27 protein-coding genes, 4 tRNA genes and 1 riboswitch are annotated in these 25,989 nt (G+C 57.0%); of the genes, 18 read left to right on the forward strand and 13 right to left on the reverse strand.

Going from position 1 to position 25,989, the window contains the following annotated elements; translation table 11 throughout:
* Positions 1-14: 14 nt before the first annotated feature.
* A complete protein-coding gene (gene ribA / locus AB5Y76_RS11930; RefSeq protein WP_005351157.1) occupies positions 15-608 on the reverse strand; it encodes a GTP cyclohydrolase II in 594 nt (197 codons plus the stop codon).
* Between the two features lie 247 nt (positions 609-855).
* On the opposite strand from ribA, the gene cmk reads away from it, so the two are divergent.
* The 6 genes from cmk to pyrF all read left to right on the forward strand — a co-directional run bounded on the left by cmk (position 856) and on the right by pyrF (position 6,029).
* Positions 856-1,548 carry a (d)CMP kinase gene (gene cmk, locus AB5Y76_RS11935; RefSeq protein WP_111901343.1) on the forward strand — a complete coding sequence of 231 codons (693 nt, stop codon included), beginning with the start codon at positions 856-858 and terminating at the stop codon, positions 1,546-1,548.
* Positions 1,549-1,642: 94 nt separating this feature from the next.
* Positions 1,643-3,313, forward strand: a complete 1,671-nt coding sequence (rpsA, locus tag AB5Y76_RS11940; protein WP_005337148.1) for a 30S ribosomal protein S1 — start codon at positions 1,643-1,645, stop codon at positions 3,311-3,313.
* A 92-nt stretch (positions 3,314-3,405) separates the two neighbouring features.
* Positions 3,406-3,690 carry an integration host factor subunit beta gene (gene ihfB, locus AB5Y76_RS11945; RefSeq protein WP_005299934.1) on the forward strand — a complete coding sequence of 95 codons (285 nt, stop codon included), beginning with the start codon at positions 3,406-3,408 and terminating at the stop codon, positions 3,688-3,690.
* Between the two features lie 158 nt (positions 3,691-3,848).
* Positions 3,849-4,133, forward strand: coding sequence for a LapA family protein (locus AB5Y76_RS11950; RefSeq protein ID WP_005337143.1), 285 nt, complete (start codon positions 3,849-3,851; stop codon positions 4,131-4,133).
* Between the two features lie 9 nt (positions 4,134-4,142).
* The gene (gene lapB / locus AB5Y76_RS11955) at positions 4,143-5,309 is read left to right on the forward strand and encodes a lipopolysaccharide assembly protein LapB (RefSeq protein ID WP_139463884.1); all 1,167 of its coding nucleotides are present in this window, start codon (positions 4,143-4,145) and stop codon (positions 5,307-5,309) included.
* Positions 5,310-5,327: 18 nt separating this feature from the next.
* Positions 5,328-6,029: an orotidine-5'-phosphate decarboxylase gene (pyrF, locus tag AB5Y76_RS11960; protein WP_201986817.1), complete on the forward strand. Its 702-nt coding sequence runs from the start codon at positions 5,328-5,330 to the stop codon at positions 6,027-6,029.
* Here pyrF and rrtA read toward each other — a convergent pair.
* Positions 6,004-6,597, reverse strand: coding sequence for a rhombosortase (rrtA, locus tag AB5Y76_RS11965; RefSeq protein ID WP_074042643.1), 594 nt, complete (start codon positions 6,595-6,597; stop codon positions 6,004-6,006). The genes pyrF and rrtA overlap by 26 nt on opposite strands.
* On the opposite strand from rrtA, the gene AB5Y76_RS11970 reads away from it, so the two are divergent.
* The 5 genes from AB5Y76_RS11970 to AB5Y76_RS11990 all read left to right on the forward strand — a co-directional run bounded on the left by AB5Y76_RS11970 (position 6,596) and on the right by AB5Y76_RS11990 (position 9,484).
* On the forward strand, positions 6,596-7,219 hold the full coding sequence (locus AB5Y76_RS11970; protein WP_201986819.1) for a tRNA-uridine aminocarboxypropyltransferase: 624 nt from the start codon (positions 6,596-6,598) through the stop codon (positions 7,217-7,219). The genes rrtA and AB5Y76_RS11970 overlap by 2 nt on opposite strands.
* 20 nt (positions 7,220-7,239) lie before the next feature.
* A complete protein-coding gene (queC, locus tag AB5Y76_RS11975) occupies positions 7,240-7,947 on the forward strand; it encodes a 7-cyano-7-deazaguanine synthase QueC (protein WP_042013218.1) in 708 nt (235 codons plus the stop codon).
* A 61-nt stretch (positions 7,948-8,008) separates the two neighbouring features.
* Positions 8,009-8,680: a 7-carboxy-7-deazaguanine synthase QueE gene (queE, locus tag AB5Y76_RS11980; RefSeq protein ID WP_201986821.1), complete on the forward strand. Its 672-nt coding sequence runs from the start codon at positions 8,009-8,011 to the stop codon at positions 8,678-8,680.
* A 1-nt stretch (position 8,681) separates the two neighbouring features.
* Positions 8,682-8,912: a DUF3820 family protein gene (locus tag AB5Y76_RS11985; protein WP_201986823.1), complete on the forward strand. Its 231-nt coding sequence runs from the start codon at positions 8,682-8,684 to the stop codon at positions 8,910-8,912.
* Positions 8,909-9,484 (forward strand): cob(I)yrinic acid a,c-diamide adenosyltransferase, encoded by a 576-nt coding sequence (locus AB5Y76_RS11990; RefSeq protein ID WP_181269421.1) that lies wholly within the window; start codon positions 8,909-8,911, stop codon positions 9,482-9,484. The genes AB5Y76_RS11985 and AB5Y76_RS11990 overlap by 4 nt, the downstream gene beginning before the upstream one ends.
* Positions 9,485-9,554: 70 nt before the next feature.
* Here the strand turns inward: AB5Y76_RS11990 and AB5Y76_RS11995 are convergent, their stop codons facing one another.
* Complete coding sequence (locus AB5Y76_RS11995; protein ID WP_139732008.1) at positions 9,555-9,959, reverse strand: H-NS family nucleoid-associated regulatory protein; 405 nt, start codon at positions 9,957-9,959, stop codon at positions 9,555-9,557.
* A gap of 302 nt (positions 9,960-10,261) precedes the next feature.
* A riboswitch (Lysine riboswitch) is annotated at positions 10,262-10,433 on the forward strand.
* An 88-nt stretch (positions 10,434-10,521) separates the two neighbouring features.
* On the opposite strand from AB5Y76_RS11995, the gene AB5Y76_RS12000 reads away from it, so the two are divergent.
* Together AB5Y76_RS12000 and AB5Y76_RS12005 are read left to right on the forward strand one after the other, a co-directional pair.
* Positions 10,522-12,102, forward strand: coding sequence for a Na+/H+ antiporter NhaC family protein (locus AB5Y76_RS12000; protein ID WP_005351177.1), 1,581 nt, complete (start codon positions 10,522-10,524; stop codon positions 12,100-12,102).
* A 91-nt stretch (positions 12,103-12,193) separates the two neighbouring features.
* Complete coding sequence (locus tag AB5Y76_RS12005) at positions 12,194-12,775, forward strand: thymidine kinase (protein WP_005337121.1); 582 nt, start codon at positions 12,194-12,196, stop codon at positions 12,773-12,775.
* Between the two features lie 80 nt (positions 12,776-12,855).
* Here the strand turns inward: AB5Y76_RS12005 and AB5Y76_RS12010 are convergent, their stop codons facing one another.
* Positions 12,856-14,193 carry a flavohemoglobin expression-modulating QEGLA motif protein gene (locus tag AB5Y76_RS12010; protein WP_201986824.1) on the reverse strand — a complete coding sequence of 446 codons (1,338 nt, stop codon included), beginning with the start codon at positions 14,191-14,193 and terminating at the stop codon, positions 12,856-12,858.
* Between the two features lie 158 nt (positions 14,194-14,351).
* Between AB5Y76_RS12010 and AB5Y76_RS12015 the strand changes: the two genes are divergently transcribed.
* Together AB5Y76_RS12015 and AB5Y76_RS12020 are read left to right on the forward strand one after the other, a co-directional pair.
* On the forward strand, positions 14,352-14,807 hold the full coding sequence (locus tag AB5Y76_RS12015; RefSeq protein WP_005337119.1) for a YbjN domain-containing protein: 456 nt from the start codon (positions 14,352-14,354) through the stop codon (positions 14,805-14,807).
* Positions 14,808-14,948: 141 nt separating this feature from the next.
* Positions 14,949-15,036: transfer RNA gene (locus AB5Y76_RS12020), tRNA-Ser, on the forward strand.
* 291 nt (positions 15,037-15,327) lie between these two features.
* On the opposite strand, the gene AB5Y76_RS12025 is transcribed toward AB5Y76_RS12020, so the two are convergent.
* The 8 genes from AB5Y76_RS12025 to AB5Y76_RS12060 form a co-directional block, all read right to left on the reverse strand.
* A complete protein-coding gene (locus tag AB5Y76_RS12025) occupies positions 15,328-16,050 on the reverse strand; it encodes an AcvB/VirJ family lysyl-phosphatidylglycerol hydrolase (RefSeq protein WP_201986828.1) in 723 nt (240 codons plus the stop codon).
* Between the two features lie 11 nt (positions 16,051-16,061).
* A complete protein-coding gene (gene mprF, locus AB5Y76_RS12030) occupies positions 16,062-18,611 on the reverse strand; it encodes a bifunctional lysylphosphatidylglycerol flippase/synthetase MprF (RefSeq protein WP_201986830.1) in 2,550 nt (849 codons plus the stop codon).
* A gap of 150 nt (positions 18,612-18,761) precedes the next feature.
* Positions 18,762-18,944, reverse strand: coding sequence for a hypothetical protein (locus tag AB5Y76_RS12035; RefSeq protein ID WP_005337116.1), 183 nt, complete (start codon positions 18,942-18,944; stop codon positions 18,762-18,764).
* Positions 18,945-18,998: 54 nt separating this feature from the next.
* On the reverse strand, positions 18,999-20,324 hold the full coding sequence (gene rstB, locus AB5Y76_RS12040; protein WP_201986832.1) for a two-component system sensor histidine kinase RstB: 1,326 nt from the start codon (positions 20,322-20,324) through the stop codon (positions 18,999-19,001).
* A gap of 21 nt (positions 20,325-20,345) precedes the next feature.
* Positions 20,346-21,056, reverse strand: a complete 711-nt coding sequence (rstA, locus tag AB5Y76_RS12045) for a two-component system response regulator RstA (protein ID WP_201986834.1) — start codon at positions 21,054-21,056, stop codon at positions 20,346-20,348.
* Between the two features lie 311 nt (positions 21,057-21,367).
* A tRNA-His gene (locus AB5Y76_RS12050) sits at positions 21,368-21,443 on the reverse strand.
* A 52-nt stretch (positions 21,444-21,495) separates the two neighbouring features.
* Positions 21,496-21,572, reverse strand: a tRNA-Arg gene (locus tag AB5Y76_RS12055).
* A 37-nt stretch (positions 21,573-21,609) separates the two neighbouring features.
* Positions 21,610-21,686, reverse strand: a tRNA-Pro gene (locus AB5Y76_RS12060).
* A gap of 213 nt (positions 21,687-21,899) precedes the next feature.
* Here AB5Y76_RS12060 and folD point away from each other — a divergent pair.
* Positions 21,900-22,754: a bifunctional methylenetetrahydrofolate dehydrogenase/methenyltetrahydrofolate cyclohydrolase FolD gene (folD, locus tag AB5Y76_RS12065; RefSeq protein ID WP_005346435.1), complete on the forward strand. Its 855-nt coding sequence runs from the start codon at positions 21,900-21,902 to the stop codon at positions 22,752-22,754.
* Between the two features lie 117 nt (positions 22,755-22,871).
* Here the strand turns inward: folD and cspD are convergent, their stop codons facing one another.
* A complete protein-coding gene (gene cspD / locus AB5Y76_RS12070; protein ID WP_005300025.1) occupies positions 22,872-23,090 on the reverse strand; it encodes a cold shock-like protein CspD in 219 nt (72 codons plus the stop codon).
* A gap of 229 nt (positions 23,091-23,319) precedes the next feature.
* Between cspD and clpS the strand changes: the two genes are divergently transcribed.
* Both clpS and clpA read left to right on the forward strand, forming a co-directional pair.
* Positions 23,320-23,637 (forward strand): ATP-dependent Clp protease adapter ClpS, encoded by a 318-nt coding sequence (gene clpS / locus AB5Y76_RS12075; RefSeq protein ID WP_005337111.1) that lies wholly within the window; start codon positions 23,320-23,322, stop codon positions 23,635-23,637.
* Between the two features lie 59 nt (positions 23,638-23,696).
* A complete protein-coding gene (gene clpA / locus AB5Y76_RS12080; RefSeq protein WP_100653551.1) occupies positions 23,697-25,952 on the forward strand; it encodes an ATP-dependent Clp protease ATP-binding subunit ClpA in 2,256 nt (751 codons plus the stop codon).
* Positions 25,953-25,989: the final 37 nt, after the last annotated feature.

A 25,989-nucleotide genomic window follows, 5' to 3' on the forward strand; every position in this document is an offset into this window, starting at 1 on the left:
TCGTCAATGCAGGCTCACTTCTTCAGCATATGATCCAGCTTGTTGGCCTTGGTCGACAGATAGAACTCGTTGTGGGGATTGCGCCCTTCCTGCAACGGTACCCGTTCGGCCACCGGAATACCGAAGGATTCCATGGCTTTCATCTTGCGCGGGTTGTTGGTCATCAGTTTGAGAGACTTGACCTCAAGCTGCTTGAGCATATCGGCGCAGATGGTGTAGTCGCGCATATCGGCGGCGAAACCAAGGGCCACGTTGGCTTCCACGGTATCGGCCCCCTGATCCTGCAGGTGATAGGCGCGGATCTTGTTGAGCAAGCCGATGCCACGGCCCTCTTGACGCACATACAGCAACACGCCACGACCGGCTTTGGCGATATTCTCCATGGCCGCCTGCAACTGGAAACCGCAGTCACAACGCAGGCTGAACAGGGCGTCGCCGGTCAGGCACTCTGAGTGGATCCGGCCCAGCACGGGCTCGTCACCGGTAATGTCGCCCATCACCAGTGCGGCGTGATCTTTGCCTGTGCCGGTTTCCTGAAAACCTACCAGCGTGAAGGTGCCCCAGGGGGTTGGCAATTTGGATTTGGCCACGAGGGTAACGCTGCTCATAGGTTGCTCCTTACTACTAACGGCTCAAAAAAGGGGGCCAGTTTAGCGCGCCTTGTCAGGAACGACCATAAGAACAAGTCCCTGCATTGCTTAATGAAATTTCCAAATGAGATACAAGCACAGCTGTCCGTCGGGGTTTTGGCCCTTTGTGCGGATTGATGACTGCCAGGCTCACCACATTCGGGTATAATCGGCGCCCATTAACCCACCCTTTCGGGATGGGAGCAACACAGTGCAGGAGAAAGTTATGCCTCAGATGGCCCCCGTAATGACAATTGATGGCCCCAGTGGTGCAGGTAAAGGCACCTTGTGTCAGCTGCTTGCTGAGAAGCTGGGTTGGCACTTGCTGGACTCGGGCGCCATCTATCGGGTGTTGTCCCTGGCCGCCCTGCATCACGATGTAGAGCTGGACAGTGAAGCCTCACTGGTGCCGCTGGCTGCCAATCTGGATGTGCAATTTCAGGTAGAAGGCGATCTTGTCAAGGTCATCCTGGAAGGGGAAGATGTCTCCCGCACCATCCGCACCGAAGAAGTGGGTAATGCTGCCAGTAAAATCGCCGCCTTCCCCCGTGTGCGCGAAGCCTTGCTGCGCCGTCAGCGGGCATTTCGTCAGGCCCCGGGTCTGATTGCCGATGGTCGTGACATGGGTACAGTTGTTTTCCCCGAGGCCGAGGTGAAGATTTTCCTCGACGCCAGTGCCGAAGAACGGGCCCAACGTCGCTATAAGCAGTTGCAAGATAAGGGCTTTGATGTTAACTTTGAGCGTCTTTTAACCGAGATTCGGGAACGTGACGATCGCGACAGAAATCGCGCTACTGCACCCCTGAAACCGGCAGAAGATGCTCTGGTGGTAGATTCTACCTCCATGACCATAGATGAAGTGCTGGCAACAGTACTCGCCTATGCAGAGCAACAACTTGGTGATGCCAGCGCAAGCTGACATCCGGTCGTCTGCACCAAGGATGGCGCAGATTATTTAAAACAGCCCCGCTTGTGCCGGATTGCAAGTGGATGTTTCATTTGTGACATAAACAATGATCGAATCTTTTGCTCAACTCTTTGAAGAGTCCCTGAACGCCGTTGAAACCCGTCAAGGTTCCATCGTCAAGGGTACTGTCGTTGCTATCGAGAACGGTTTCGTACTGGTTGACGCCGGTCTGAAATCCGAGTCCGCTATCCCGGCTGAAGAATTCAAGAACGCCATGGGCGAGCTGGAAATCAACGTCGGCGACACCGTTGACGTGGCTCTGGACTCTATCGAAGATGGTTTCGGCGAAACCAAGCTGTCCCGCGAAAAAGCCAAGCGCCACGAAGCCTGGCTGCAGCTTGAGAAGGCTTACGAAGAGCAAGCTACCGTTATCGGTATCATCAACGGCAAGGTCAAGGGTGGTTTCACCGTTGAACTGAACGGCATCCGTGCCTTCCTGCCGGGTTCTCTGGTTGACGTGCGTCCGATCCGTGACACCGCTCACCTGGAAAACAAAGAACTCGAGTTCAAAGTCATCAAGCTGGACCAGAAGCGCAACAACGTTGTTGTTTCTCGTCGTGCCGTGATCGAGACCGAGAACACCTCCGAGCGCGAAAGCCTGCTGGCTAACCTGCAAGAAGGTCAAGAAGTTAAGGGTATCGTCAAGAACCTGACCGACTACGGTGCATTCGTAGATCTGGGCGGTGTTGACGGCCTGCTGCACATCACCGACATGGCGTGGAAGCGCGTTAAGCATCCTTCCGAAATCGTCAACGTTGGCGACGAGATCGCTGTCAAGGTTCTGAAGTTCGACCGCGAGCGTACCCGTGTATCCCTGGGTCTGAAGCAGCTGGGCGAAGATCCCTGGGTTGCTATCGCCAAGCGTTACCCGGAGACCACCCGTCTGTCTGGCCGCGTGACCAACCTGACCGACTACGGCTGCTTCGTTGAAATCGAAGAAGGCGTTGAAGGCCTGGTACACGTATCCGAGATGGATTGGACCAACAAGAACATCCACCCGTCCAAAGTTGTTAACGTTGGCGACGTGGTTGACGTGATGGTTCTGGACATCGACGAAGAGCGTCGTCGTATCTCCCTGGGTCTGAAGCAGTGCAAATCCAACCCGTGGCAGCTGTTTGCCGAAACTCACGCCAAAGGCGACCGTGTTTCCGGCAAGATCAAGTCCATCACTGACTTCGGTATCTTCATCGGTCTGGATGGCGGCATCGACGGCCTGGTTCACCTGTCTGACATCTCCTGGAACAACCAGGGCGAAGAAGCCGTGCGTGAATTCAAGAAAGGCGACGAGATCGAAGCCGTTGTTCTGCAAGTGGATCCGGAGCGTGAGCGCATCTCCCTGGGTGTCAAGCAGATCGAAGAAGACCCGTTCAACAAGTACCTGGCTGACAACAAGAAAGGTGCTATCGTGAAGGGTAAGGTTACCGAGGTTGATGCCAAAGGTGCCGTTATCGAACTGGCTGATGGCGTAGAAGGCTACCTGCGTGCCTCCGACGCTGCTCGTGACCGTGTAGAAGACGCCACTCTGGTGCTGTCTGTTGGTGACGAAGTTGAAGCTAAATTCATGGGCGTTGATCGTAAGAACCGCACCGTAAGCCTGTCTGTCCGTGCTAAGGACGAGGCTGATGAGCGTGTTGCTATCGATAACCTGAACCAACAAGAAGAAGTTGTGTTCAGCAATGCTATGATGGAAGCGTTCAAAGCCGCCAAGGGTGAGTAATCCTTGATGCAAGAAAAGGGCGGCATTGCGCCGCCCTTTTTTATCCTGGCAAAATGAATATTGCATGTGATCGGGGAAGGAGATTTAACGTTATGACCAAATCAGATCTCATCGAACAACTGGCAGCCAGCCGCATGCATATGCCGGCCAAGGATGTCGAAGCCGCCATCAAGGAGATCCTTGAGCAGATGGCGTCGACCTTGCAAAACGGCGACCGGATTGAAATCCGCGGATTTGGCAGTTTTTCACTGCACTATCGTGCGCCCCGTGTGGGCCGCAACCCCAAGACTGGGGACAAGGTTGAACTGACCGGGAAATATGTCCCGCACTTCAAACCAGGTAAAGAGTTGCGCGAGCGCGTCAACATCATTGAATAATGCAGAAATGGGCATACCTCGGGTATGCCTTTTTTCTTTTTGGCACCGATTCCTGTGCCAATCGTCTTGTTTCTTAAACTCTTTTCCCATTCACTCTAGAGTCTGCCTGCGATTTTAAGGATAATCAGCCTCTCATTAGATACTGACAGGGAGCTCTTATGAAGCGTATTTTGGCCCTCATTCCGCTGGTGCTGGTGTTTGTTCTGACCCTGGCGCTGGGCTCACAAAATGGCCAGCTGGTTCAGTTCAATTACCTGATCGCTCAGGGTGAGTTTTCGCTTGCCATGCTGTTGGGCTTCTTCTTCGCTGGCGGTTTTTTGCTGGGCTGGCTGGTATTCGGCCTGCTGTTCCTGCGCCTGAAAATGCAAAACCGCACCCTCAACCGCACCATGCGTCGTCAATCCCGCGAGTTGGAGCTGGCCCGGTCACCGGGTAAGGAATAATGTTCCTCAATGCTTGAACTGCTTTTCCTGCTGTTGCCCATCGCCGCCGGTTATGGTTGGTACATGGGCCGCAGGAGTGTTCGCCAGGACACCCAAAAACAGAGTAACCAGTTTTCCCGCCAGTATGTGGCGGGCCTCAACTATTTGCTGTCCGATGAATCCGACAAGGCGGTGGATCTCTTTATCCAACTGCTTGAGGTGGACAGTGAAACCATCGAAACACACCTCTCCCTCGGCAACCTGTTTCGCCAGCGTGGGGAGGTCGATCGTGCCATCAAGATCCACCAGAATCTGGTAACCCGCCAACTGACCCGGGAGCAGCGCCAGCTTGCTCTGCAGGAGCTGGCTCGCGACTTTCTTGCTGCCGGTCTGCTCGACCGGGCGGAAGCGCTCTGGAACGAGTTGTGTGACGACAGCGATTTTGAAGAGACGGCGCTGGCACAGTTGTTGATTATCCATCAGCAGTTGCGGGATTGGGACAAGGCCATCGATGTGGCGGTGCGTCTGCAAAAATTCCAGGGCAAGAAGCTGGCCGACCCCATCTCCCATTTCTATTGCGAACAGGCCGAAACCGCGCTTCGTGAGGGCAATAAAGGGGAGGGGCTGGCCAAGCTCAAACGGGCGCTCAATATCAATCCGGCATGTGCCCGGGCCAGTTTGCGCCTCGCTGAGCTCGCCATGGCAGAGGGGGAGTATGAGCAGGCCAGCAAGGAGCTGCTGCGGGTGTTCGAGCAGGATATCGACTTTGCCTCCGAGGCAATGCCCAAATTGCTCGAGTGCTATCAGCAGTTGGGGCGCACGCCTGCGTTGATCCCGCTGCTTGAGAAGGCGGTGGAAGATCACGCCGGTGTCAGCGTGACCCTGGCCCTTGCCAAGCTGGTTGAAGAGCGTGATGGCCTGAGTCAGGCCCGTTCGCTGGTGCTGCGTCAGCTGCGTCGTCATCCGTCGATGAAAGGTTTTTACCAGTTGGTGGGTTTTCAACTGGCCAGTGCGGAGGAGGGGCCTGCCAAGGAGAGCCTCGAGCTGCTGCAACAGCTGGTCGGCGAGCAGATAAAAATCAAGTCAACCCACAAGTGTCGGCAATGCGGCTTTGCCACTCACTCGCTGTTCTGGCAGTGCCCGTCTTGTCGCCAGTGGGGTTCCATCAAGCCGATCCGTGGTCTGGACGGTGAATAACAAGCAATAGGATGTGAGATGCAAGATCCCAAAGTACTGGTAGCGCTGGATTATCAGCACGAGGCAGATGCCTTAGCGTTCGTTGAACGTATCTCTCCGGCCCAGTGCCGTCTCAAGGTAGGCAAGGAGATGTTTACCCTGTTTGGCCCGCAGTTTGTACGCCAGCTGGTGGCCAAGGGATTCGATGTCTTTCTGGATCTGAAATTTCACGATATTCCCAATACCGTTGCCAAAGCCGTGGCAGCCAGTGCCGAGCTCGGTGTCTGGATGGTCAACGTGCATGCCAGTGGTGGTGAGCGGATGATGCGTGCCGCCAAAGAGGCGCTGCTGCCTTATGGCGACAAGGCGCCATTGTTGATCGGGGTGACCGTACTGACCAGCATGGAGCAGTCCGACATGATCCCTCTTGGTCTGGATGTGAGCCCTGCCGAGCAGGTGATCCTGCTGGCTACCTTGACCAAGGCATCCGGCTTGGATGGGGTTGTCTGCTCTGCCAACGAGGCCCATGAGCTTAAAGCCTTGCTGGGTGATGAGTTCAAGCTGGTGACCCCGGGTATTCGCCCGACCGGTTCAGCGGCCGGGGATCAGCGCCGGGTGATGACACCGAAAGCGGCGGTCGAGGCGGGGTCCGATTATCTGGTTATCGGTCGCCCCATTACGCAGGCTGCCGATCCGGCCGCCATGCTGGCCAGCATCAATGCCGAGCTGGCTGGTGCGTAACAGGCTCACTCAGTGATACGCGGTGCAGGCCGAGTAACAGGCCTGCACCGGCCCCGATAAGATGAGAGCCGATGTGTACCCGGGCATTGATCAGGGTGGATATCGGGCTCTCTCCTGCGTTGTAGAAGTCCATCGCCAGCTTGAGCCCCATCCCTGCCAACAGTAGCCAGCCCGACGTGCGGCGTCCGTGGCGGATATCCTGCATTGCCCCCCAGACAAACAGGCCATGCAGCGAGCCGGATAGCCCCATGTACCATTGAGTCTGCGGGCACCACCACCAGATCCCCAAGCCCACTGCCAACCAGAGCAGCAACATCAGCAGAGGCAGGCGAGCCCCACCCAGATAGTCGCGAAACAGGCTATAGAGGATGGCGAGGCCGCCCAGATTGAGCAGCAGGTGCCACAGATTGGTATGAGCCAGATTGCCTGTTATGATCCGCCACCCTTCGCCCCCGGCGATCAAGGGCCGATCGAAGGAGAGCTGAAGATTGGGAACGGTAAAGAAGAGTAGCAAGCTGGTGAGAGAGAGCGTGATAACCCAGAGCAATCCAGATTTGTCTGACAACATGAAACAGTCCAACGACAAGAACAGTCGATACTGTACACGTTGCACCCGAGCCCTCAAAGCCTGCCTGTGCGATTATATTGTGCCGGTTGACAATCACACGCCCCTCTACATCTTGCAGCACCCCAACGAGGTGGCACATCCCAAGGGGACTGCGGCGCTGCTGGCGGCCTCTTTGCAACAGTGCGAGATCCATGTGGGGGAGGACTTTTCCCGCGATGAGTGGCTCAATGGGTTGCTTGCAGATCCTTCCCGTCGCTGCTATCTACTCTGGCCGGATGAGGATGCCATTTCGCTGACCGATCTTCGCCAACAGTGGGAGAGTGAATCCTCTAGCTCCGCATCCGTCGCCTTTATCTTGCTTGACGGCACCTGGCGCAAAGCCTATCGCATGTTGCAGAGCAACCCGGCACTGGCCCGCTTGCCCCGCATCGGCATTGGTGCCATTGCCGGTCAATATGCCATTCGAAAGAAACCCTTTCCCGATGCCCTCTCTACCATAGAGGCGGGCTATCACCTCTTGTCCCGGTGGGAGGGGAGGCCGGAGCACTATGCGCCCTTGCTGACCCTGTTTAACCGGTTGAATACCCAGTGGCAGGACTTTGCCGAAGGCCGCCGCGCGTGACATTTGAAGGAGTTATCAAGATGAAAAAAGCAGTCGTGGTTTTCAGCGGCGGTCAGGACAGCACTACTTGTCTGGTGCAGGCATTGGCCCAGTATGATGAAGTGCACGCCATCACCTTCGACTATGGCCAGCGCCATCGGGAAGAGATCGACACCGCGCGCCGTCTGGGCAGTGCACTGGGGATTGCCGCCCACAAGGTGATGGATGTGACGCTGCTCAATGAGCTGGCGGTCTCTGCCCTGACCCGTGACGACATTCCTGTCAGTTGCGAGCTGCAGGATAACGGGCTGCCCAACACCTTCGTGCCGGGTCGCAATATCCTGTTCCTGACCCTGGCTTCCATCTATGCCTATCAGGTGGGCGCCGAAGCGGTGATCACCGGTGTCTGCGAGACCGACTTCTCCGGCTATCCCGATTGCCGTGACGAGTTCGTCAAGGCCCTCAATCAGGCGGTGTCGCTGGGGCTGGATCGCGGCATCCGTTTTGAAACTCCCTTGATGTGGCTCGACAAGGCCGAGACCTGGGCACTGGCGGATCACTATGGTCACCTCGACACGGTGCGCCAGCAGACCCTGACCTGCTACAACGGCATTGCCGGTGACGGTTGCGGCACGTGTCCTGCGTGTGAACTGCGCAGTCGCGGCCTGAACAACTATCTGGCCGACAAGGCGGGCATCATGGCCAGACTGTTTGAGAAAACCGGGCTGGGTGAGAAAAGCGCAGAGTGAGCCTGCGTCTTGCCGTGGCTTGGGGTATAATCCGCGACTTTTGCAACAAGCCGTGATCGAGATGCACTACCCAATCAACGAGATTTTCCAGACCATCCAGGGGGAGGGTATCTTTACCGGCCTGCCCGCCATCTTTGTTCGCCTGCAGGGTTGCCCGGTGGGCTGCCCCTGGTGCGATACCCGTCATACCTGGGTTGTTGATCCGGCTCGTGAAGTGGGCAAGGCGGCGGTGCTGGATCGCTCCAACGAATCCGATTGTTGGAGCCAACTTAGCACCGCGCAGATTATCAAGAGCTTTACCGAACTGGGTTATCAGGCGCGCCATGTGGTGATCACCGGTGGCGAGCCCTGCCTCTACGATCTGCACGAACTCTCGTCTGCCCTGCTGGCGGCGGGTTATCAGGTGCAGATTGAAACCAGTGGCACCAGCGAGATCAAGACCCATGAGCAGACCTGGGTGACCGTCTCCCCCAAAATTGGCATGAAAGGGGGGCTGCCTGTGCTGGTCTCGGCGCTGGAGCGGGCCAACGAGATCAAGCATCCGGTGGCCACCGAGCACCATATTGAAGAGCTGGATACTCTGCTCGCTACTGCTACTCTGCGCCCTGATGTGGTCATTGCCTTGCAGCCGATCAGCCAGAAGCCAAGGGCCACCCAATTGGCGATGGATACCTGTATCGCGCGTAACTGGCGACTCTCAATCCAGACTCATAAATATCTGGATATCGATTAATATGGATTGGCTATCCGACGAACAGGTGCTGCTGACCCTGACCAACAAGATGCCTTACGGTAAATATCAGGGGCGGCGTATCATCGATATTCCAGAGCCCTATCTGGTGTGGATGGCGCGCAGCGGTTTTCCGGCGGGTAAATTGGGCCAGACGCTGGCGTTGACTTACGAAATCAAACTCAATGGACTCGAATCCATGATTATTCCCATTATTAACAGGATGTCGGTATGAGAATATATACGAGGCAGGGCGACAAGGGCATGACCCGGCTGGCCGATGGTATCCAGTTGCCAAAGGATCATTTGCGGGTCGAGACCTACGGTTATATCGATGAGCTCAACTCCCATATAGGCTTGCTGATTTGTGACGTGCCGTCGCAAGAGATCGGTTTATTGGCTGATTTACAGCTGTTGCAACAGGAGTTGTTTGATCTGGGGGGGGAGTTGGCATTCTCCAGTGACGCCCAGAATGAATCGATTTGGCAGGTTAATGCCGCTTGGACCACTCGCCTTGAACAGCAGATAGATCGTTATAGTGAGCCATTGCTACCGCTGCGCCAATTTATATTGCCCGGTGGTTCCCGTGCCGCGGCGCAAGCACATGTGGTGCGTACTCTGGTGCGTCATTGCGAGCGCTTGCTGCTGACATTGAGCCGGGAAGAGCGGGTCAATCCCGAGGTGCTGCCCTATCTGAACCGGATGAGTGACTGGTTCTTTACCGTTGCCCGCTATCTCATCTGCGTAGCAGGGGATCGTGAAGTGCTGTGGGTCAAGGCAGCAGATCGCCCGCAATCGGCTATCTGATATGTCACATTTAAGAGGCAATAAAAAACCTCGCCCTAGCGAGGTTTTTTTATTCGTAACGCAAGCGCTGTCAGATAGCAAAATCTTCCAGCGATTTGCCTGCTGCCACTGCGCTGGCAATAGCCGAAGGCATACGGCCCTGGCCGGTCCAGGTTTTCTCTACGCCATTATCCTGATAGCGATATTTGGCAGGACGTGGCGCCCGCTTGGCTTTTTCTGATTTGCCGGGGGTGGTAGCGACAGCGCTTACCAATTCTGCCGGGTCAATACCGGCGGCTTTCAGCATTTCGCTATATTCGTTAATTTTCCGCAGATGCTCTTCACGGGCCTGACGCTCGGCAGCTTCATCCTGCTGACGTTCAGCAACGATAGTAGAGAGTTTTTCCAGTGCCTCTTCCAGTTGTTCCAGAGAAAGCTCGCGGCAGGTCGCACGCAGACTGCGGATATTAAGCAGTACCTTTAAAAATTCATTCATAGGAGTTACCACGTCGAGTCAGAGAAAAATATTATGTTCCAGCTGATTCTTGCTTGGTGATTTAAATAAGTCAAGCCGGGTTAAATATTATATCCGTGGGGAACATCAATACAGATATTTAATATGGCCAGCAATAGGCTTGGTGATTGGATGCCAATGAAACCGCAGTAGGTGAAAATAGCGTCAAAGCTGGTGTTGTTGCATCATTTGACTACCATTTTTCGACCTTGATATGTTTGTCATGACTATTTAATCAAAAAACTTGCTATAAGCTGCCATCTCGATAAAATGTGCGGCGAATACCTTTAAGTAGAGGCGCGCTGCCTATGAGTATTTGTGCGGAGGGTGATGCCTGTGATGCACAAGGAAAGGAGTCAGCGCCGAAGTGGCCAGGCCATCATACCGGGCTGCTGGTTCTGCATCTAATAGGTGCAGGACTGCCATAGTCATCCACTATGGAGCGCTACCTGAAGGGGCTGAGGAGTATGACCTCCCCATAGGTTTTGTTTCTTTAGATCCTCTCGGTAGATCTCCACCTGTAATCTTTAGGTGCAAAGAGATCATGGACATTAGTCATTTCGCCGACTCCGGTTGGTCCGTTCTTCCCCCCCTGTTGGCTGTCGCGCTGGCGATCATGACCCGCCGCGTGCTGCTGTCCCTTGGTGTGGGCATCGTCACCGGCAGTTTGCTGCTCAATCAGTTTTCACCCCTCGAATCCCTGCATTACATGTTGAATACCGTGCTCAAGATCTTCTGGGTCGATGGCGCGCTCAATCGTGACAACGTCAACATGATCCTGTTTATGCTGCTGCTGGGTGGCCTCATCAGCCTGATGAGCGTCTCCGGGGCGACCCGTGCCTTTGCCGAGTGGGCCGAGCGTCGTGCCAAGACCCGCAAGGGCGCCAAAGCCCTGACCGGCATGATGGTGTTTGCCTTCTTTATCGATGACTTCTTCCACAGCCTGTCGGTGGGGGCAATCTGCCGTCCGGTGACCGACCGCTTCCAGATCTCCCGTGCCAAACTGGCCTATCTGCTGGACTCCACCGCGGCGCCGGTCTGCGTGCTGATGCCCATCTCCTCCTGGGGCGCCTATATCATCGCCCTGGTGGGCGGCATCATGGCGGCCCACGGTCTGACCGAACAGAGCCCCATCGCGGCATTTGTCGAGATGATCCCGATGAACCTCTACGCCGTCTTCACCCTCATCATGGTGCTGGTGGTGATCGCCTGTCAGCTCGATATCGGCCCGATGCGTCAGCACGAAGCGTGGGCGCTGGAAGGCAAACTGTGGGATGAGTCCAAGGGCCGCCCCATCGGTCTGGATATGGAGAGCCCGGAGGAGAGCAACGGCGGCATGATCGACATGGTACTGCCGATCCTGACTCTGACCGCTGCCACCATCTATTTCATGATCGATTCCGGTGCTGCGGTGCTGAGCGAGAAAGGGCTGCCATTCAGCGTGCTCGGCTCGTTCGAAAATACCAACGTCGGTTCTTCGCTGGTCTACGGTGCCCTGTGCAGTCTGGTGGTCTCCATCGGTCTGGCGATGCGCCTGAAGCTGGGAGCCAAGAACTGGATCAAGGCCGCGCCGCAAGGCGTCATGGCCATGCTGCCAGCCATCAACATCCTGCTGTTTGCCTGGACCATAGGTGCCGTGGTGCGCGACGTGGAGACCGGCAAGTACCTGGCTTCGCTGGCTAACGGCAACCTGCCGATCGAAGTGCTGCCTGCCGTGGTCTTTATCCTCTCCTGTGCCATGGCGTTTGCTACCGGTACCAGCTGGGGTACCTTCGGCATCATGCTGCCGCTGGCCGGTGACATGGCCGCCGCCAGCGACATCAGCCTGATGTTGCCGATGCTGGCGGCGGTACTGGCTGGCTCGGTGTTCGGGGATCACAGCTCACCCATCTCCAGCACCAGCATCCTCTCTGCCACCGGTGCCGGTTGCCATCACATCGATCACGTGATGACCCAGCTGCCCTATGCACTGGCCATCGCCTTCGGCGCGGCCATCGGTTACCTGGCGATGGGCTTGATGCACTCCAGCCTGGCCGGTTTCAGTGTCAGTGCCCTCTGGTTCGTGCTCTTTACCGGCTATCACCTGAAAAAGGCCAAAGCGCGGCCAGTGCTGGCCACCGCGTAACATTTATAGAGCAAGGGGCCCGCGGGCCCCTTGGTTTTGTCAGGGGCTTTGGTTAGCATGCGCCCCATAAATTCAGTTTCGGAACAGTATCATGGCTTCACTGCACTACAAATTTGCCACCATGAATTCAGGCAAATCCACCCAGCTCATTCAGGCGCACTTCAACTATCTGGAGCGGGGCATGCATCCTCTGGCGATGACGCCAGCCATCGATGACCGTTTTGGGGTCGGGGTGATCAGTGCCCGGGTTGGCCTTGAGCTGAAGGTGGACGTGTTCAGCGACAGCTGTGATCTGTTTGAAATGGTGAAAGAGCGCCATGCGAAGAAACATATCGATGTTTTCATCGTGGACGAGGCCCAGTTCCTGACCCGTGAGCAGGTCTACCAGTTGGCCCGCATCGTCGATGAGCAGGATATTCCGGTGATGGCCTATGGCCTCAAGACCGATTTTCGCGGCGAGCTGTTCCCGGGCTCCTACCATCTGCTCTGTCTGGCCGACAAGTTTGAAGAGCTGAAGAGCATCTGCTGGTGTGGCAACAAGGCTCACATGAACTCCCGGGTCAACGAAGCGGGGCAGGTGATGCGTGATGGCGAACAGGTGGAGATCGGCGGCAACGATCGCTATGTGTCGCTCTGTCGCAAACACTATCTTGAAGGTCGGGCCTACAAGTAATTCGGCTGCGATATTTGAATCGTCGAGAAGGGCGCCAATCTGGCGCCCTTTTTATTTTCCCCAACTTGTATCGCTGTGGTTCAGTCGATCTCGATATCCACCGGCGCAATGATGGGGTCGGCCACCGGCAGGCGTTGAAACAGCTGGCGAAAATGGTGCTGTACCCGGCCTATATCGACCAGTGACATGCCGGAGGCAAAGCCGAACCAGACATAGAGGCCGGTGAGATCGCGAAACATCGGCGGCAAATAGCGGGGAGCGGCAATCAGCCCCTCCAGATAGTGCTGATAGAGCACCGGAATGTCATCCAGTGTCACCTTGCCGACAAACAGCATCGGCAGGATTTCGGGCACCCCTTCCAGTACGGCGCTGCGGATGAAGTTGACCGTCTCCACATAGCCACGCACGTAGGAGAGATCCTTGGTAAAACAGGCGCCGCCGCCCACCATGCCGCCACGAAAGACCCGCTGGGTGATCTTGTAGGCGTCGTGCTCGCTGGTGCCCTGCTGCACGAAGTGCTGAAACACCTCGATAAAATCGGCGCCGCGCTCGGCCATGTCGATGGCCATCACCCGATCGGAGATACGCTTGGCCCGATCCGGAAAAGAGCTGAAGGTGAGGGTCTCTATCAGGACCGCCAGCCCCTCCTGACAGGCGGTGATCCGCGGTGAACCGGCGCTCAGCCAGGTGGCATAAGGCTGCTGGCGACCGTTGAGGGTGGTGCCGACATGGACCCAGCCCTCATGTACCTCCAGCACCTGCAAGTCCAGCTCGGAGAAACGGGCGTGGGAGTTGAGCTTGATGTAGTCGCCACCGGCAGCGGCATCGGAGACGATGCCATCGCTCAGCTTCACCTGCACAGTGCCGTCACTGAAGTAGCTCGACAGCTTGCCCTGCAGTTTGGCGACCGCGGCTTCTCCTTCGAACTCCTTGGGGTAGGGGCGCACCAGATGGCGGGCGCCGGGCAGGGAGAAGATATCGCACAGGCGGGAGCCCAGCTCCTTGAGAGTCTTGCGATCCCCACGCAGGTGATCGCTGGCAGAGCCATAAAGCAGCTGGCTGTAACGCTGAAAATCGGGTTGGCCGCGCTGGCGCAGCATCTCGATCACCACCATGTACTGATCGACCGTCTCTTGCAGGATCCGGCCAAGATCGTCCTGTGGCCCCAGTTTTCTGCGGATCCGGTCCCGCAGCTCCTTGAGCTCCAGATACTTGTTGCGCGGATCGAAGCCGAGGGGGAGGGCATCATAGAAGTGCCTGTCGATAGCGGGCAGCTCCCTGCCACCGCTTGCCTGAAAGCGATCCTGCAGATGGCGTGGCCATTTGATGGCATCCAGAATGCGGATGGGTTTTTGCAGGGTGAGCAGCTCATCCGAGAGTGATTTCAGATGAAGGCGATACTTTTCTTGGATAGTCATGGGGCCCCCTGTGGGGCAAGCGTCATCGTGGATTTGGCTGAGTATATGCATAGCGCTTGCCAAAAAGAAGCGAGCCGCAGGGTTATCGGGTTGGCGTGCTTTTTGTTGATAGCAAATTGGTTTAGACTGCGCCCCTTGATCCCAATCTTGTCGTGGAAATGATGAATATCCCCAGCTCCGAAATGATAATGCGTTGGTTGCAACAGGCTCGTATCGAGCACTATGTCTGCGACCAGTGTCACGGTATCCACATTGTCTCTTTGCAGTCGGTCGATGGTATTCAGGAGAGCCGGATCTTCGTGGAAGAGGAAGGCCTGCTGTTCTCCTCCGAGCTGGAAGTGCGCCCCTCCGCAATGCTGCCGCTGGTTGCCGAACTGGGCCGGCTCAATATGCAGTACCCCTCCCTCAAGGTGTTCCTCGATATCATCGATGACAACCTGCCGCGGCTGGTGGTCGGCCACACCGTCTTTACCAAGGCCGGACTCAGCGTCGAGCAGTTCCTGCTGTTCGTGCAAAGCACCATCGCCGCTACCCACGAACTGGTTGCTGAATGCGAACGTTCCGGCTTCCTCAACCTGCCGGAAATCCAGGTCGCACCGGAATCTGTGCATTAAGTGTTCGAACGGTTCGCCAGGTGAAAAAAGCCGTTGACGCGGGCGGGGCTTTCCCCTAAATTACGCCCCGTTCCAGCGCAACAGCGCAACAGCGCAGCGAGCACCGTGTTGCTGAACACGTTAAACCACAGACCAAAATTTGGTGAGGTGTCCGAGTGGCTGAAGGAGCACGCCTGGAAAGTGTGTATACGGCAACGTATCGAGGGTTCGAATCCCTCCCTCACCGCCAAATTGCAAAGCCCTGATGGAAACATCGGGGCTTTTGTTTTATGGCGCAATCCCGAGCGGTTGTCAGCATAGGACTGCAAATCCTCATTGTTGATAGCCCAGCATCTGGCGAGCCGCTTGGGCAATCGCAGTGAAATGCCTCGGTGACCTTGACGCCACGGCCAACCCATTGGTCGATCCTTTTAAAGTTTCCGCCCAATTCAGTAAAAGGGCCTCTCGAAAGAGAGGCCCTTTTCATTGCTCGCTGATTTGCCCTGCTCGGTACTTAAAAGGCATTCCGTAGTGATACGGATTAATGCTCCACAGTCAGCGGATCCGGGGACAGGTTCAGATGCTTGGTGATGGCCTGATAGAGCTGGGGGTAGTTATCGTCAAAATGGTGTCCTCCCGGCAGGGTGACGCTGGTGACGTTGGGTTGGTTGAGACGGGGGCAGAGGCGGTCGCCGTCATCGTCATCGGCTCCTTGCAGGCAGAGCATCGGCAGGTCGCGGATGGTCTTCACCTGCGGCTCGGTCGGGTAGCTCCGCGCCTTGTGGGTCAGCATGTCGCTGACGTGGATCTCGAAATCCGAGCTGGTGGAGGGGGAGAGCATCACGGCCCCGACCAGCCCCTGACGATAGTGCTCCGGCAACCGGTTGATGACAAAGGGGACAATCTCGGCACCAAACGAGAAGCCGACCAGCAGCCAGCGGGGGCGCTGCCAGCGAGTCTGGTAATCATCGAGGATCCGCTCCAGATCGGCGGTCACCTGCTCCGGGGTTTTCTTCTTCCAGTAGTAGGTGAGGGAGCTCCAGCCTACGACCGGCAAGCCGTGCAGCTGAAACTGGGCGCTCAACCCCTTGTCGAGCGCTGCCCAGCCACCATCGCCGCTGAGAAAGATCACCATGGGGGCGTCCGATGGCTGCTTGACCGGCAGCTCAATCAGGCTCAGGTCATCCTTGACCGGGGCGGCATGCGCCGCAAAAGATGAAACGGGCAGTACGAGACTGAGTAACAGCAATATCAGGGCTCTCATTGGCCATGCTCCTATTTCTTGATCAGCCCCAGCGGGCCGCGGCTAATCAGGGTGATCAGGTGAGTCAGGGTTCTGGGCAGTACCAGCTTGCTGCTGCAGAGCAGGTAGCGGGGTTCCCAGCGGGGCGAAAATTTCTCCTTGTAGCGTCTGAGCCCCTGAAAGTTGTAAAAACGGCTGCCACGCACAAACAGGGTATTGCCAAGGCGGGCCCAATAGCTGTTGAGCGGATGATCGTTGAAGCCGGACATGGGGGCCATCCCCAGATTGAAGCTGGCGTACCCCTGCGCCTTACCCCACAGCAGCAGCTCGACAAAGAGAAAATCCATGATGGGGGCGGTGCCGGTATCCAGGCTGTAGCGCATCAGATCGATGGAGAGCATCTCCTTGTTATCGCTCACCCAGAGGTTGGCAAAGCCGACAATCTGCCCCTCGTGCCATACCAGCGCAGCCGGGCTTAGGGTCAGGTAGTCAGGCTCGAAGCGGCCGACCGAGAAGCCCTTCTCCTTGCCCATCTTGCTCTGCAGCCAGGCATCGGAGACGGTTTGTAATCTGGGCAGCAGGGGGGCCACGGCACTTGCCTCGACCACCTCGAAGGTCAGTCCTTCCCGTTTGCCCTTGGCGTGGCTCTGGCGCAGGTTGCGCAGCCGGCTGCCCGCCAGATCGAAGGTGGCCAGATCGACCATCGCCTCTTCACCGAGCTTGAAGGGGATCAGCCCCAGCTCCAGATAGAGCGGAAGATAGCGTGCCGAGACCTGATAAAAGACCGGGTTGGCGTCGTGCTCGTCGCACCGCTCGCGAAATTGCCAGAGCAGCTCTTCGATCTGCTCGGGGCGGCCGACCGGATCCCCCATCACAATCCAGCTGTTGCCCTCGATGCCATACATCAGGAAAGCGTCGCTGGCGGGATGGAACAGCAGGGACTTGTCCTGTAGCTGGGCCAGATAGCCGTGGATCCCCCCTTCGCGCACCACCAGCTCCTGAGCGCGCGCCAGCGTCTCCTTGTCCGGCTTTTCACCGACCATGCGCAGCGGTGCAAGCAATTGGGCAACCCCGGCCACGGCCAGCACGGCCACCACGCTCCCCATGGCGCGCAGGCCGCGGGCAGCCCCGCCGTGGGGCGAGAAGTGGAACCAGAGGGCGTGGTCATACTCCACCTGACGATAGGAGAAGAGCAGCAGCCAAAGCGCCCCCAGCAGCACGGCGCCGACCGAGATGAGCCAGCCCGGGGTGTACTGGGGATAGAGCAGTGACCCCTTGCGATAGAAGAGGGAACGGCAAGGGGTCATGATGAGCAGGAAGCTGCCAAGCAGCAGGGCTGACTCCCAGTCTCCCCCCTTGAGCAAGGAGAAGGCGATACCCAGAGCCAGCAGCAGCTGGGTGATGCGAAACGCGGCGTCGTGACGGCGATAGAGGCTGCGCGCCAGCAGGATCAGGAGGATACCGCTCACGCTGCCGAGCACGTGGGAGAGCTCCAGCAGATGGAGTGGCAACACCTGCAGCCACACCTCGATGTGGTTGCGCATGGTCGGGATCATCCCCGAGCAGAGCAGCAGGCTACCGGCGGCGAAGGTTCCCATGCTGATAAGGGCAGGCAGAAATTCGCGCACTGCGCTCATCAGCCCCTGTAGCCGCTGCCAGCGCGCTTTTTGTTGCAGCATCTCCTGACTCGCAAAGAGCAGCAGGGCACAGAGAAAGGGAAGCAGGTAATAGATGCAGCGATAGAGCAGCAGCGAGGCGAGCAGCTTGTCGGTTGGCAGATAGTTAGCCAGCAACAGGCTCATGCTCGCTTCGAACACCCCAATCCCGCCCGGCACGTGGGCCAGCACCCCGAGGAAGCTGGCCAGCACGAAGGCACTGAGCAGCACGGGGTAGGGGACGCTATCTGCAGGCAACAGCACAAACAGCACTGCGGCGGCGGCCATCCAGTCTGCCAGCGCGACCAACAGTTGCAACAGACGTATCCGAAAGCCCGGCAGGGTCAGGGTGTGTTTCCGCCAGGAGAGACGGTGTGTAGGCCAGCAGAGGTAGCTGGCCACCAACAGCAGAGCCATGACGCCCGCCAGCCTGAGCAGGGTATCTGCCCACTGCGGCCAGTCAGGCAGCAGCTGTGATACATCGCAGGTCAGTAGGGCACTACCTCCCCACGCCAGCAGACCGAGGAAAAAGGTGATGGAGCAGAACAGCACCACTCGGGCTACCTCACCGGTCGCCAGACCGAGAGCTGAGTAGAGCCGATAGCGTACCGAGGTGCCGGTCAGCAGGGCAAATCCCAGGGTGTTGGAGAAGGTGTAGGCGATAAAGGAGGTGATGCTGACCTGTTGCCAGGGAAGGCGCTTGCCCAGCGCATGGAGCGCCAGTATGTCATAGCTGCAGAGGCAACCATAACTGAGCAGGGTCAGCAATAGGGCGCCCGCCAGTCTCTGCAGGGGTTGGGACCAGATGGCCACACGAATATCGTGCCAGTGCCATGCCTGAGTCAGGTGATACAGCACGGTCAGTGCGGTGCCGAGCAGCAGCAAGCTGCACAAGGGGCCGAGCCATTTAAGCAGATGACGCCACATGCCATGTTCCTGTGGTCATTGACCGTTTCCCGCAAAGGGGCTGGGTCGTGGATCCGGTTTGGACGAGGGAGGCACTCGTCAGGATAATTTCGGGAAGAGATGGAAAGGGAGGCGTCAGCCTCCCTCTGTGCTATCCAGTGACCGCTTGGATCACTTGGTTTTCGGTGCGACTTTGACGGCAGGGGTTTTAGCGTGGGTGGCTTTATGGTGTTTTTTCACCACCTTGGTCTGGGTCGCCTGCGGTGTGGCTGTCTTGGTCGGGGTGGCCGCCATGGTGAAACCGGAAGTGAGGGCGAAGACGGCAGCCAGGGTCAGAGGAATGATCTTTTTCATGTTCAATTTCCTTATTCGGGTTGATGTTATGGAGCGCTCTCCATGACAGTCATCCTATGACGGTTGCAGCGGCCCTTCAGTGAGCGGTTGGTGACGGTTTGTATCCAAATGTACAGGCAGGGTCAGGCAGAAGCGGGCGCCGTGGTCACTGGCCAGCAACGCCACATCCCCCCCGTGATGACGGGCAATGCTGCGCACTATGGCCAACCCCAAACCAGTGCCGCCGGTGCGACGATCCCGGCTCTGATCAAGGCGCACGAATGGTTCGAAGATCTGGGGCGCCAGCGCCGGATCGATCCCCGGTCCATCGTCGCTCACCTCCAGCAGATAGTTCTCCTGTAGCCGCGAGATGGAGAGGGTGACCTCGCTCTCGGCGTAGCGCAGAGCATTGCCGATCAGGTTCTCCACCGCGCGGGTCAGCAGACGCTGATCGCCGCACCAGGGCATGTGACGTGGCGGCAGATCGAGGGTGAGCTTCTTTTCGGGGGCCAGCGCTTGCCAGTCGCCGAGATGCGCTTGTGCCCAGTTGCTGAGCTCAAGCTCGTCCTGTTGCAACGGCAACTCGGGTCTATCCAGCTTGGCGTAGGTGAGCATCTCTTCGATAAGCGAGTCCAGCGCCCCCAGATCTCGCTCCAGCGCCTGCTGTTCTTGCTCGGCAGGGGCAGGATCGAGCATGGCAAGCCGATAGCGCAACCGGACCAGCGGGGTGCGCAACTCGTGGGCGATGGCATCGGTCAGTTGCTTGCGGCTGGCAATCATGGCCTGCAATTGGGTCGCCATTTGATCGAAGGTGCGTCCCACCCGGGCCAGACTGCTGCCCGGTGGCAGATTGGTTCGGCAGGAGAGATCCCCATCGCCTACGCGACGTGCTGTTTGCTCCAACTGCTGCAAGCCGTGCCAGTGGGGACGCAACCACAGAAGGATGGGTAGGCCGAGAGAGAGGCCGATCACCAGCAGCAGCCCCACATCGACCCAGTGCAGCTCGTGCAGGTAGGAGAGGTAGGGTACAGGGCCGACAATCAGCACCCGGTCGGTATCGGGGATGCGCTGCAGGAAGGTGTCATCCTCCTCGACGATGACAATATTGCCAGCGGCCAGAAAGGCCTGATCCTCGCTGGCCAGGGGCTGGCGCACCAGCTCGCCGATCTTGAGGGGGAGGGTAAACTGACTGCTCTGCTCGGCCAGTCGATCGGGCCAGCGCTCTGGCGGGGTTCTTGCCAACTCGCCGGTCAACAGGCCAAGAGAGCCCTGCATCATGCGTTCGAGATAGCGATCACCCGCCCGTTCGGCGGTCACCTGATAGACCACGCCAACCAGCAGGATGGCCAGGGTGAAGCAGCCGATCAGCAACAGATAGAACTGGATAAAGAGACGGCGCATGGCGGTGCTCCCGAAAGAGGGTTATTCCCAGGCGTGGGGGACGAAGAGGTAGCCTTTCTGGCGCACCGTCTTGATCCGGGTCGGGTTGTCGGGGTTATCACCCAGTTTGCGGCGCAGGCGGGAGATGGCCACATCCATGCTGCGATCCTGACCGTCGTACTCCCGGCCGCGCAAGCTGCGAAAGAGAACTTCCCGACTCAAGATTTGGCCCGCGTGGCAGGCGAGTTCCCACAGCAGGTCAAAGTCGGCGGTCGAGAGAGCAATGCTCTCGCCATCGAGGCGCACATCTCGTCCTGGACCATCCACCCGCAGCCGACCAAATTGCAGCTGCTGGGGAACGCTGCTGGTGGCTGCCGGTTGGGTTGGTGTTTGCTGGTGCTGGCGAAATTGTACCCGAAGTCGGGCCAGCAGCACCGGTGGTGGTGTCGTTTTGAGGATGTAGTCGTTGGCGCCCAGCTCCAGACTCAGGATCTGGTTCATGTCGCTATCCAGCGAGGTGAGCATTACGATGGGGCCGTCGAAGCGTTGCCGAAGATCCCGACAGAGGGACATGCCATCTTGCCCGGGCAACATGATATCGAGCAGCACTAGGTCGGGCTGTTCTGCCTCGACCCGGGCCAGCGCCATGTCTCCTCTGGGCTCGAGGATCACGTCCATATCGTGGCGACCGAGCCAACTGCTGATGAGCTGGCCAATCTCGGGATCATCTTCGACAAAAAGAATGCGTTGCATAGAAAAGCTCCAACGGAAAGCAGGAGAGAAGAAGAGCGATCAGCATATCAATGGCGCTTGGGAAATACAGAAAAAGAACCGGGCAGGCTGATGTGTGGGGGAGAGTGGCTGTTTGTATCGATGAGGAGGCGCGAATCGTGACAAATGGGCGGAGCCGCGTTTATCGAGCTGGAGGATGCCTTGCCGACAAGGCATGGCGCTGTCGAGTGCAAAACAAAAAACCGGCCTTGGCCGGTTTTTGATGGTACTGACCAGAAGGTCGCTGCACCAGTTCGATCAACATCGCCTTACGGCGATTATCGACAGAATAATGGGGTGGCTGATGGGGCTCGAACCCACGACAACCGGAATCACAATCCGGGACTCTACCAACTGAGCTACAGCCACCACTGAAATTTTCATCAACGCTCGCCAATCCAGAAGGATTGGGGTACATCAATGGCGCGCCCTGCAGGATTCGAACCTGCGACCCACGGCTTAGAAGGCCGTTGCTCTATCCAACTGAGCTAAGGGCGCTTTGTATCAACACGTCTTAAGGACGAGTCGATGAACATGGTCGGTGATAAAGGATTCGAACCTTTGACCCTCTGGTCCCAAACCAGATGCGCTACCGGACTGCGCTAATCACCGAAAATCCCTGACCAGCATATCGACATGAGTCGTACTGGGCAACGGGCGGGCATCATAGCCAAGCGTAAGGGCCAGCGTCAACGACTTTTTCCCCCAGTAAATTCAAGTGCCTACTTATTGCCCGCTACAGGTATGGCGTGCGTCTGCCGCTAACATCCCGGCTAAAAAAATGCGACAATGCGCGGCAGTTGAACACATGGTGAGTGGAGAACGATGTCTGCCAAAATCATAGATGGAAAACAGGTTGCGCAAACGATTCGCAGCCAGGTCGCGGCGCAAGTCCAACAGCGGTTGGCGGCAGGGAAACGGGCTCCTGGGCTGGCAGTCATTCTGGTGGGGGCGGATCCCGCCTCTCAGGTCTATGTCGGCAGCAAACGCCGGGCATGTGAGGAGGTGGGGTTTCTCTCTCGCTCCTATGACCTGAGTGCCACTGCCAGTCAGGAAGAGCTGCTGGCGCTGATAGACCAGCTGAATGCGGATAGCCACGTAGATGGCATTCTGGTTCAGTTGCCGTTGCCGGATCACTTTGATACCACTCAGGTGCTGGAGCGGATCCAGCCTGACAAGGATGTAGATGGATTCCACCCGTATAACGTCGGCCGTCTGGCACAACGTATTCCGGCGCTGCGCCCCTGCACTCCGAAAGGGATCATGACGCTGATCGAGACCACCGGCGTGAAGACGCACGGTCTGCATGCGGTCGTGGTGGGAGCGTCCAACATAGTGGGGCGTCCCATGACTCTCGAATTGCTGCTGGCGGGCTGCACAACCACGACCTGTCACCGCTTTACCCGGGATCTGGAAGATCAGGTACGCCGTGCCGATCTGCTGGTTGTTGCGGTCGGCAAGCCCAATTTCATACCTGGCGAGTGGATCAAACCGGGAGCGCTGGTAATCGATGTGGGCATCAATCGCCTGGCTGATGGCTCGCTGGTCGGGGATGTAGAGTTTGAGACGGCGCGCAGCCATGCCTCCTTCATTACCCCAGTACCCGGTGGCGTGGGCCCGATGACGGTCGCCAGTCTGATGGAAAATACCCTGATCGCCTGCAGTGAATATCACGACTGATCATGGCTGGTGATAACCCTGTGATCCCGTGAGGAGGCAGGATTCGCCAGAAATCTGACAATAAAAAACCGGTTGCTCAGAGAGGAACCGGTTTTTTATTTATCCAACGGGTGTTATTTACATATTTTGTGCTTCGTTTGGCACAATCACAGAGGCGTGATTTCCTTTCGGCCCCTGTTGCAGTTCAAAATTGACAGCCTGACCCGCTTTCAGGGTCTTGTAGCCCTCCATTTGAATCGTGGAGTAGTGAGCGAAGATATCCTCACCGCCCCCTTCCGGACAGATAAACCCAAATCCTTTTGCGTTGTTAAACCACTTAACTGTGCCGGTTGCCATACTTCTACATCCTTTTATTGATTACCCAGAAGTCGTTGAGTAACCTGCGCCAGCCCTTTATAACTAGGGACATGGGCCCATAGCAGACGGGCACAGATTAGCAAGTAACCAATCTAGTCTAACTTTTGAGCGAGTCAAGAAGTTGTTAACAGCTGATGTGATCTGGTTAACAAGTCTATTGACAAGCTTGTGTTAGACGGTAGTAATCTAGAGGTACCAAAGCGCGATTATGAGCAAGCAGAAAGAACTCTTTGCTAATGAAGAGATTGCAGAAGCAGAGAAAACAAAGCTGCAGCCGCCACCCATGTATAAAGTTGTGTTGAACAACGATGACTACACCCCGATGGAGTTCGTGGTGGAGGTGCTGCAAAAGTTCTTTGGTATGGATTTGGACAAGGCGACTCAGGTCATGCTGAGTGTGCATTATAGTGGTAAGGGTGTCTGCGGCATGTTTACCGCAGAGATCGCCGAAACCAAGGTTGTCCAAGTCAACACCTATGCACGTAACAACGAACATCCACTGCTCTGTACTATGGAAAAGGCTTGAATCTGATGACTTGATGGCGAGTGTGACACCACATTGTAGCTGTACTAGGGGAGGTGCCTATGTTGAATAAAGATCTAGAAAAGACGCTGAACGAGGCTTTCAAACTGGCCCGTGACGAGCGCCACGAATTCATGACCGTCGAGCACCTGTTGTTAGCCCTTCTGGATAACAGTTCAGCCCATGAGGCGCTGAGCTCCTGTGGTGCCGATGTCGAGCAGATGCGCAAGGAGATCCGCGCATTCATCACCCAAACTACTCCGCTCATACCGCGCGACGATGAAGATCGTGAAACCCAGCCGACATTGGGTTTCCAGCGCGTGTTGCAGCGTGCCGTCTTCCATGTGCAATCCTCCGGCAATACCGAAGTCAGCGGCGCCAACGTGCTGGTCGCTATCTTCAGTGAGCAGGAGTCACAAGCTGCCTATTTCCTGAAAAAAGCCGAGATCAGCCGTCTCGACGTCGTCAATTTCCTCTCCCACGGGGTTCGCAAGGACAACAAGCCTGATCTCGGCAGCAATAACAATCCCGAGTCTGATGATGATGTCTCGGCCGCCCAGATCGAGAGTTTTGCCACCAACCTGAACCAGCTGGTGCTGGAAGGGCGCATCGATCCGCTGATTGGCCGTGATCAGGAGCTCAATCGTACCATTCAGGTGCTCTGCCGTCGTCGCAAGAACAACCCGCTGCTGGTGGGTGAAGCGGGTGTGGGCAAAACCGCCATTGCCGAAGGGTTGGCTTACCGTATCGTTAAAGGCGATGTGCCCGAGGTGATTGCGGGCAGTACCATCTATTCGCTGGATATGGGTTCTCTGCTGGCGGGCACCAAGTACCGTGGTGATTTCGAGAAGCGCCTCAAGGTACTGCTCAAGCAGATTGAGCGTCAGGAAGGGGCCATCCTCTTTATCGACGAGATCCATACCATCATCGGTGCCGGTGCGGCATCCGGTGGTCAGCTGGATGCAGCCAACCTGATCAAGCCGCTGCTCTCCAATGGTTTGCTCCGCTGTGTGGGATCCACCACTTATCAGGAGTATGCCCAGATCTTCGAGAAAGACCGTGCGCTGGCCCGCCGCTTCCAGAAGATCGATATTGTCGAGCCGACTATCGATGACACCACTCGCATCCTGATGGGGCTCAAGAGTCGCTATGAAGCTCACCACGGCGTACGCTATACCGCCAAGGCGATCCGTGCAGCTGCCGAGCTCTCTGCCAAGTACATCAATGATCGTCACCTACCCGACAAGGCGATCGATGTGATCGACGAGGCGGGCGCCGGTCAACGGTTGCTGCCTGCGAGCAAGCGCAAGAAAGTGATCAATGTGCAGGAAATTGAGTCCATTGTGGCCAAGATCGCCCGCATTCCGGAGAAATCAGTTTCTTCCTCGGATAAAGAAGTACTGAAGAACTTGGAGCGCAATCTGAAGATGGTGGTCTTTGGTCAGGATAAAGCCATCGAGGTGCTGACCGATGCGATTCGTCTCTCTCGTTCAGGTTTGGGTAACGAGCGTCGCCCGGTTGGTTGCTTCCTCTTTGCCGGTCCTACCGGTGTTGGTAAAACAGAGGTGACCCAGCAGTTGGGCAAGGCATTGGGTGTCGAGATGCTGCGCTTTGATATGTCCGAGTACATGGAGCGTCACACCGTCTCACGTCTGATTGGTGCGCCTCCCGGCTATGTCGGTTTTGAGCAGGGGGGTCTGCTGACTGATGCGGTGATCAAGCATCCTCACTCGGTAGTGTTGCTCGACGAAATTGAGAAAGCTCACCCGGACGTATTCAATCTGCTGTTGCAGGTGATGGATAACGGCACCCTGACCGACAACAACGGGCGCAAGGCGGATTTCCGTAACGTGATTTTGGTCATGACTACCAACGCCGGTGTGCAGGAGACACAACGCAAATCGATTGGCTTCCAGCAACAGGATTTGAGCCACGATGCCATGGCGGTGATCAACAAGACCTTCAGTCCGGAGTTTCGTAACCGGCTTGATCACACCATCTGGTTCAACCATCTCGATATGACGGTGATTCATCAGGTGGTCGACAAGTTTATTGTCGAATTGCAGGTTCAACTGGATGCGAAGGGAGTTTCTCTCGAGGTGTCCGAGCGTGCCCGCCACTGGTTGGCAGAGAAGGGATATGACAGAGCCATGGGCGCCAGACCGATGGGGCGGGTGATCCAGGAGCACCTCAAGAAACCCCTGGCCAACGAGATCCTGTTCGGTTCACTGGTTGACGGGGGAATAGTGAAGGTTGAGTTGGTAAATGACAGCCTCAGCTTTGATTTTCAGGTCAATGTTGAAGCTGTTTCCCACTAAGCGTCAGTGATCAGAAAACGACAAAAAACCCCAACCG

It is taken from the genome of Aeromonas sp. R1-2, from assembly GCF_040908505.1.
Lineage (GTDB): Bacteria > Pseudomonadota > Gammaproteobacteria > Enterobacterales > Aeromonadaceae > Aeromonas > Aeromonas veronii.

Bases quoted from the DNA above. Each gene is read 5' to 3' on its own strand.
- ribA (WP_005351157.1), bottom strand. From the start codon at position 608: ATGAGCAGCGTTACCCTCGTGGCCAAATCCAAATTGCCAACCCCCTGG.
- cmk (WP_111901343.1), top strand. From the start codon at position 856: ATGCCTCAGATGGCCCCCGTAATGACAATTGATGGCCCCAGTGGTGCA.
- rpsA (WP_005337148.1), top strand. From the start codon at position 1,643: ATGATCGAATCTTTTGCTCAACTCTTTGAAGAGTCCCTGAACGCCGTT.
- ihfB (WP_005299934.1), top strand. From the start codon at position 3,406: ATGACCAAATCAGATCTCATCGAACAACTGGCAGCCAGCCGCATGCAT.
- AB5Y76_RS11950 (WP_005337143.1), top strand. From the start codon at position 3,849: ATGAAGCGTATTTTGGCCCTCATTCCGCTGGTGCTGGTGTTTGTTCTG.
- lapB (WP_139463884.1), top strand. From the start codon at position 4,143: ATGCTTGAACTGCTTTTCCTGCTGTTGCCCATCGCCGCCGGTTATGGT.
- pyrF (WP_201986817.1), top strand. From the start codon at position 5,328: ATGCAAGATCCCAAAGTACTGGTAGCGCTGGATTATCAGCACGAGGCA.
- AB5Y76_RS11970 (WP_201986819.1), top strand. From the start codon at position 6,596: ATGAAACAGTCCAACGACAAGAACAGTCGATACTGTACACGTTGCACC.
- rrtA (WP_074042643.1), bottom strand. From the start codon at position 6,597: ATGTTGTCAGACAAATCTGGATTGCTCTGGGTTATCACGCTCTCTCTC.
- queC (WP_042013218.1), top strand. From the start codon at position 7,240: ATGAAAAAAGCAGTCGTGGTTTTCAGCGGCGGTCAGGACAGCACTACT.
- queE (WP_201986821.1), top strand. From the start codon at position 8,009: ATGCACTACCCAATCAACGAGATTTTCCAGACCATCCAGGGGGAGGGT.
- AB5Y76_RS11985 (WP_201986823.1), top strand. From the start codon at position 8,682: ATGGATTGGCTATCCGACGAACAGGTGCTGCTGACCCTGACCAACAAG.
- AB5Y76_RS11990 (WP_181269421.1), top strand. From the start codon at position 8,909: ATGAGAATATATACGAGGCAGGGCGACAAGGGCATGACCCGGCTGGCC.
- AB5Y76_RS11995 (WP_139732008.1), bottom strand. From the start codon at position 9,959: ATGAATGAATTTTTAAAGGTACTGCTTAATATCCGCAGTCTGCGTGCG.
- AB5Y76_RS12000 (WP_005351177.1), top strand. From the start codon at position 10,522: ATGGACATTAGTCATTTCGCCGACTCCGGTTGGTCCGTTCTTCCCCCC.
- AB5Y76_RS12005 (WP_005337121.1), top strand. From the start codon at position 12,194: ATGGCTTCACTGCACTACAAATTTGCCACCATGAATTCAGGCAAATCC.
- AB5Y76_RS12010 (WP_201986824.1), bottom strand. From the start codon at position 14,193: ATGACTATCCAAGAAAAGTATCGCCTTCATCTGAAATCACTCTCGGAT.
- AB5Y76_RS12015 (WP_005337119.1), top strand. From the start codon at position 14,352: ATGATGAATATCCCCAGCTCCGAAATGATAATGCGTTGGTTGCAACAG.
- AB5Y76_RS12025 (WP_201986828.1), bottom strand. From the start codon at position 16,050: ATGAGAGCCCTGATATTGCTGTTACTCAGTCTCGTACTGCCCGTTTCA.
- mprF (WP_201986830.1), bottom strand. From the start codon at position 18,611: ATGTGGCGTCATCTGCTTAAATGGCTCGGCCCCTTGTGCAGCTTGCTG.
- AB5Y76_RS12035 (WP_005337116.1), bottom strand. From the start codon at position 18,944: ATGAAAAAGATCATTCCTCTGACCCTGGCTGCCGTCTTCGCCCTCACT.
- rstB (WP_201986832.1), bottom strand. From the start codon at position 20,324: ATGCGCCGTCTCTTTATCCAGTTCTATCTGTTGCTGATCGGCTGCTTC.
- rstA (WP_201986834.1), bottom strand. From the start codon at position 21,056: ATGCAACGCATTCTTTTTGTCGAAGATGATCCCGAGATTGGCCAGCTC.
- folD (WP_005346435.1), top strand. From the start codon at position 21,900: ATGTCTGCCAAAATCATAGATGGAAAACAGGTTGCGCAAACGATTCGC.
- cspD (WP_005300025.1), bottom strand. From the start codon at position 23,090: ATGGCAACCGGCACAGTTAAGTGGTTTAACAACGCAAAAGGATTTGGG.
- clpS (WP_005337111.1), top strand. From the start codon at position 23,320: ATGAGCAAGCAGAAAGAACTCTTTGCTAATGAAGAGATTGCAGAAGCA.
- clpA (WP_100653551.1), top strand. From the start codon at position 23,697: ATGTTGAATAAAGATCTAGAAAAGACGCTGAACGAGGCTTTCAAACTG.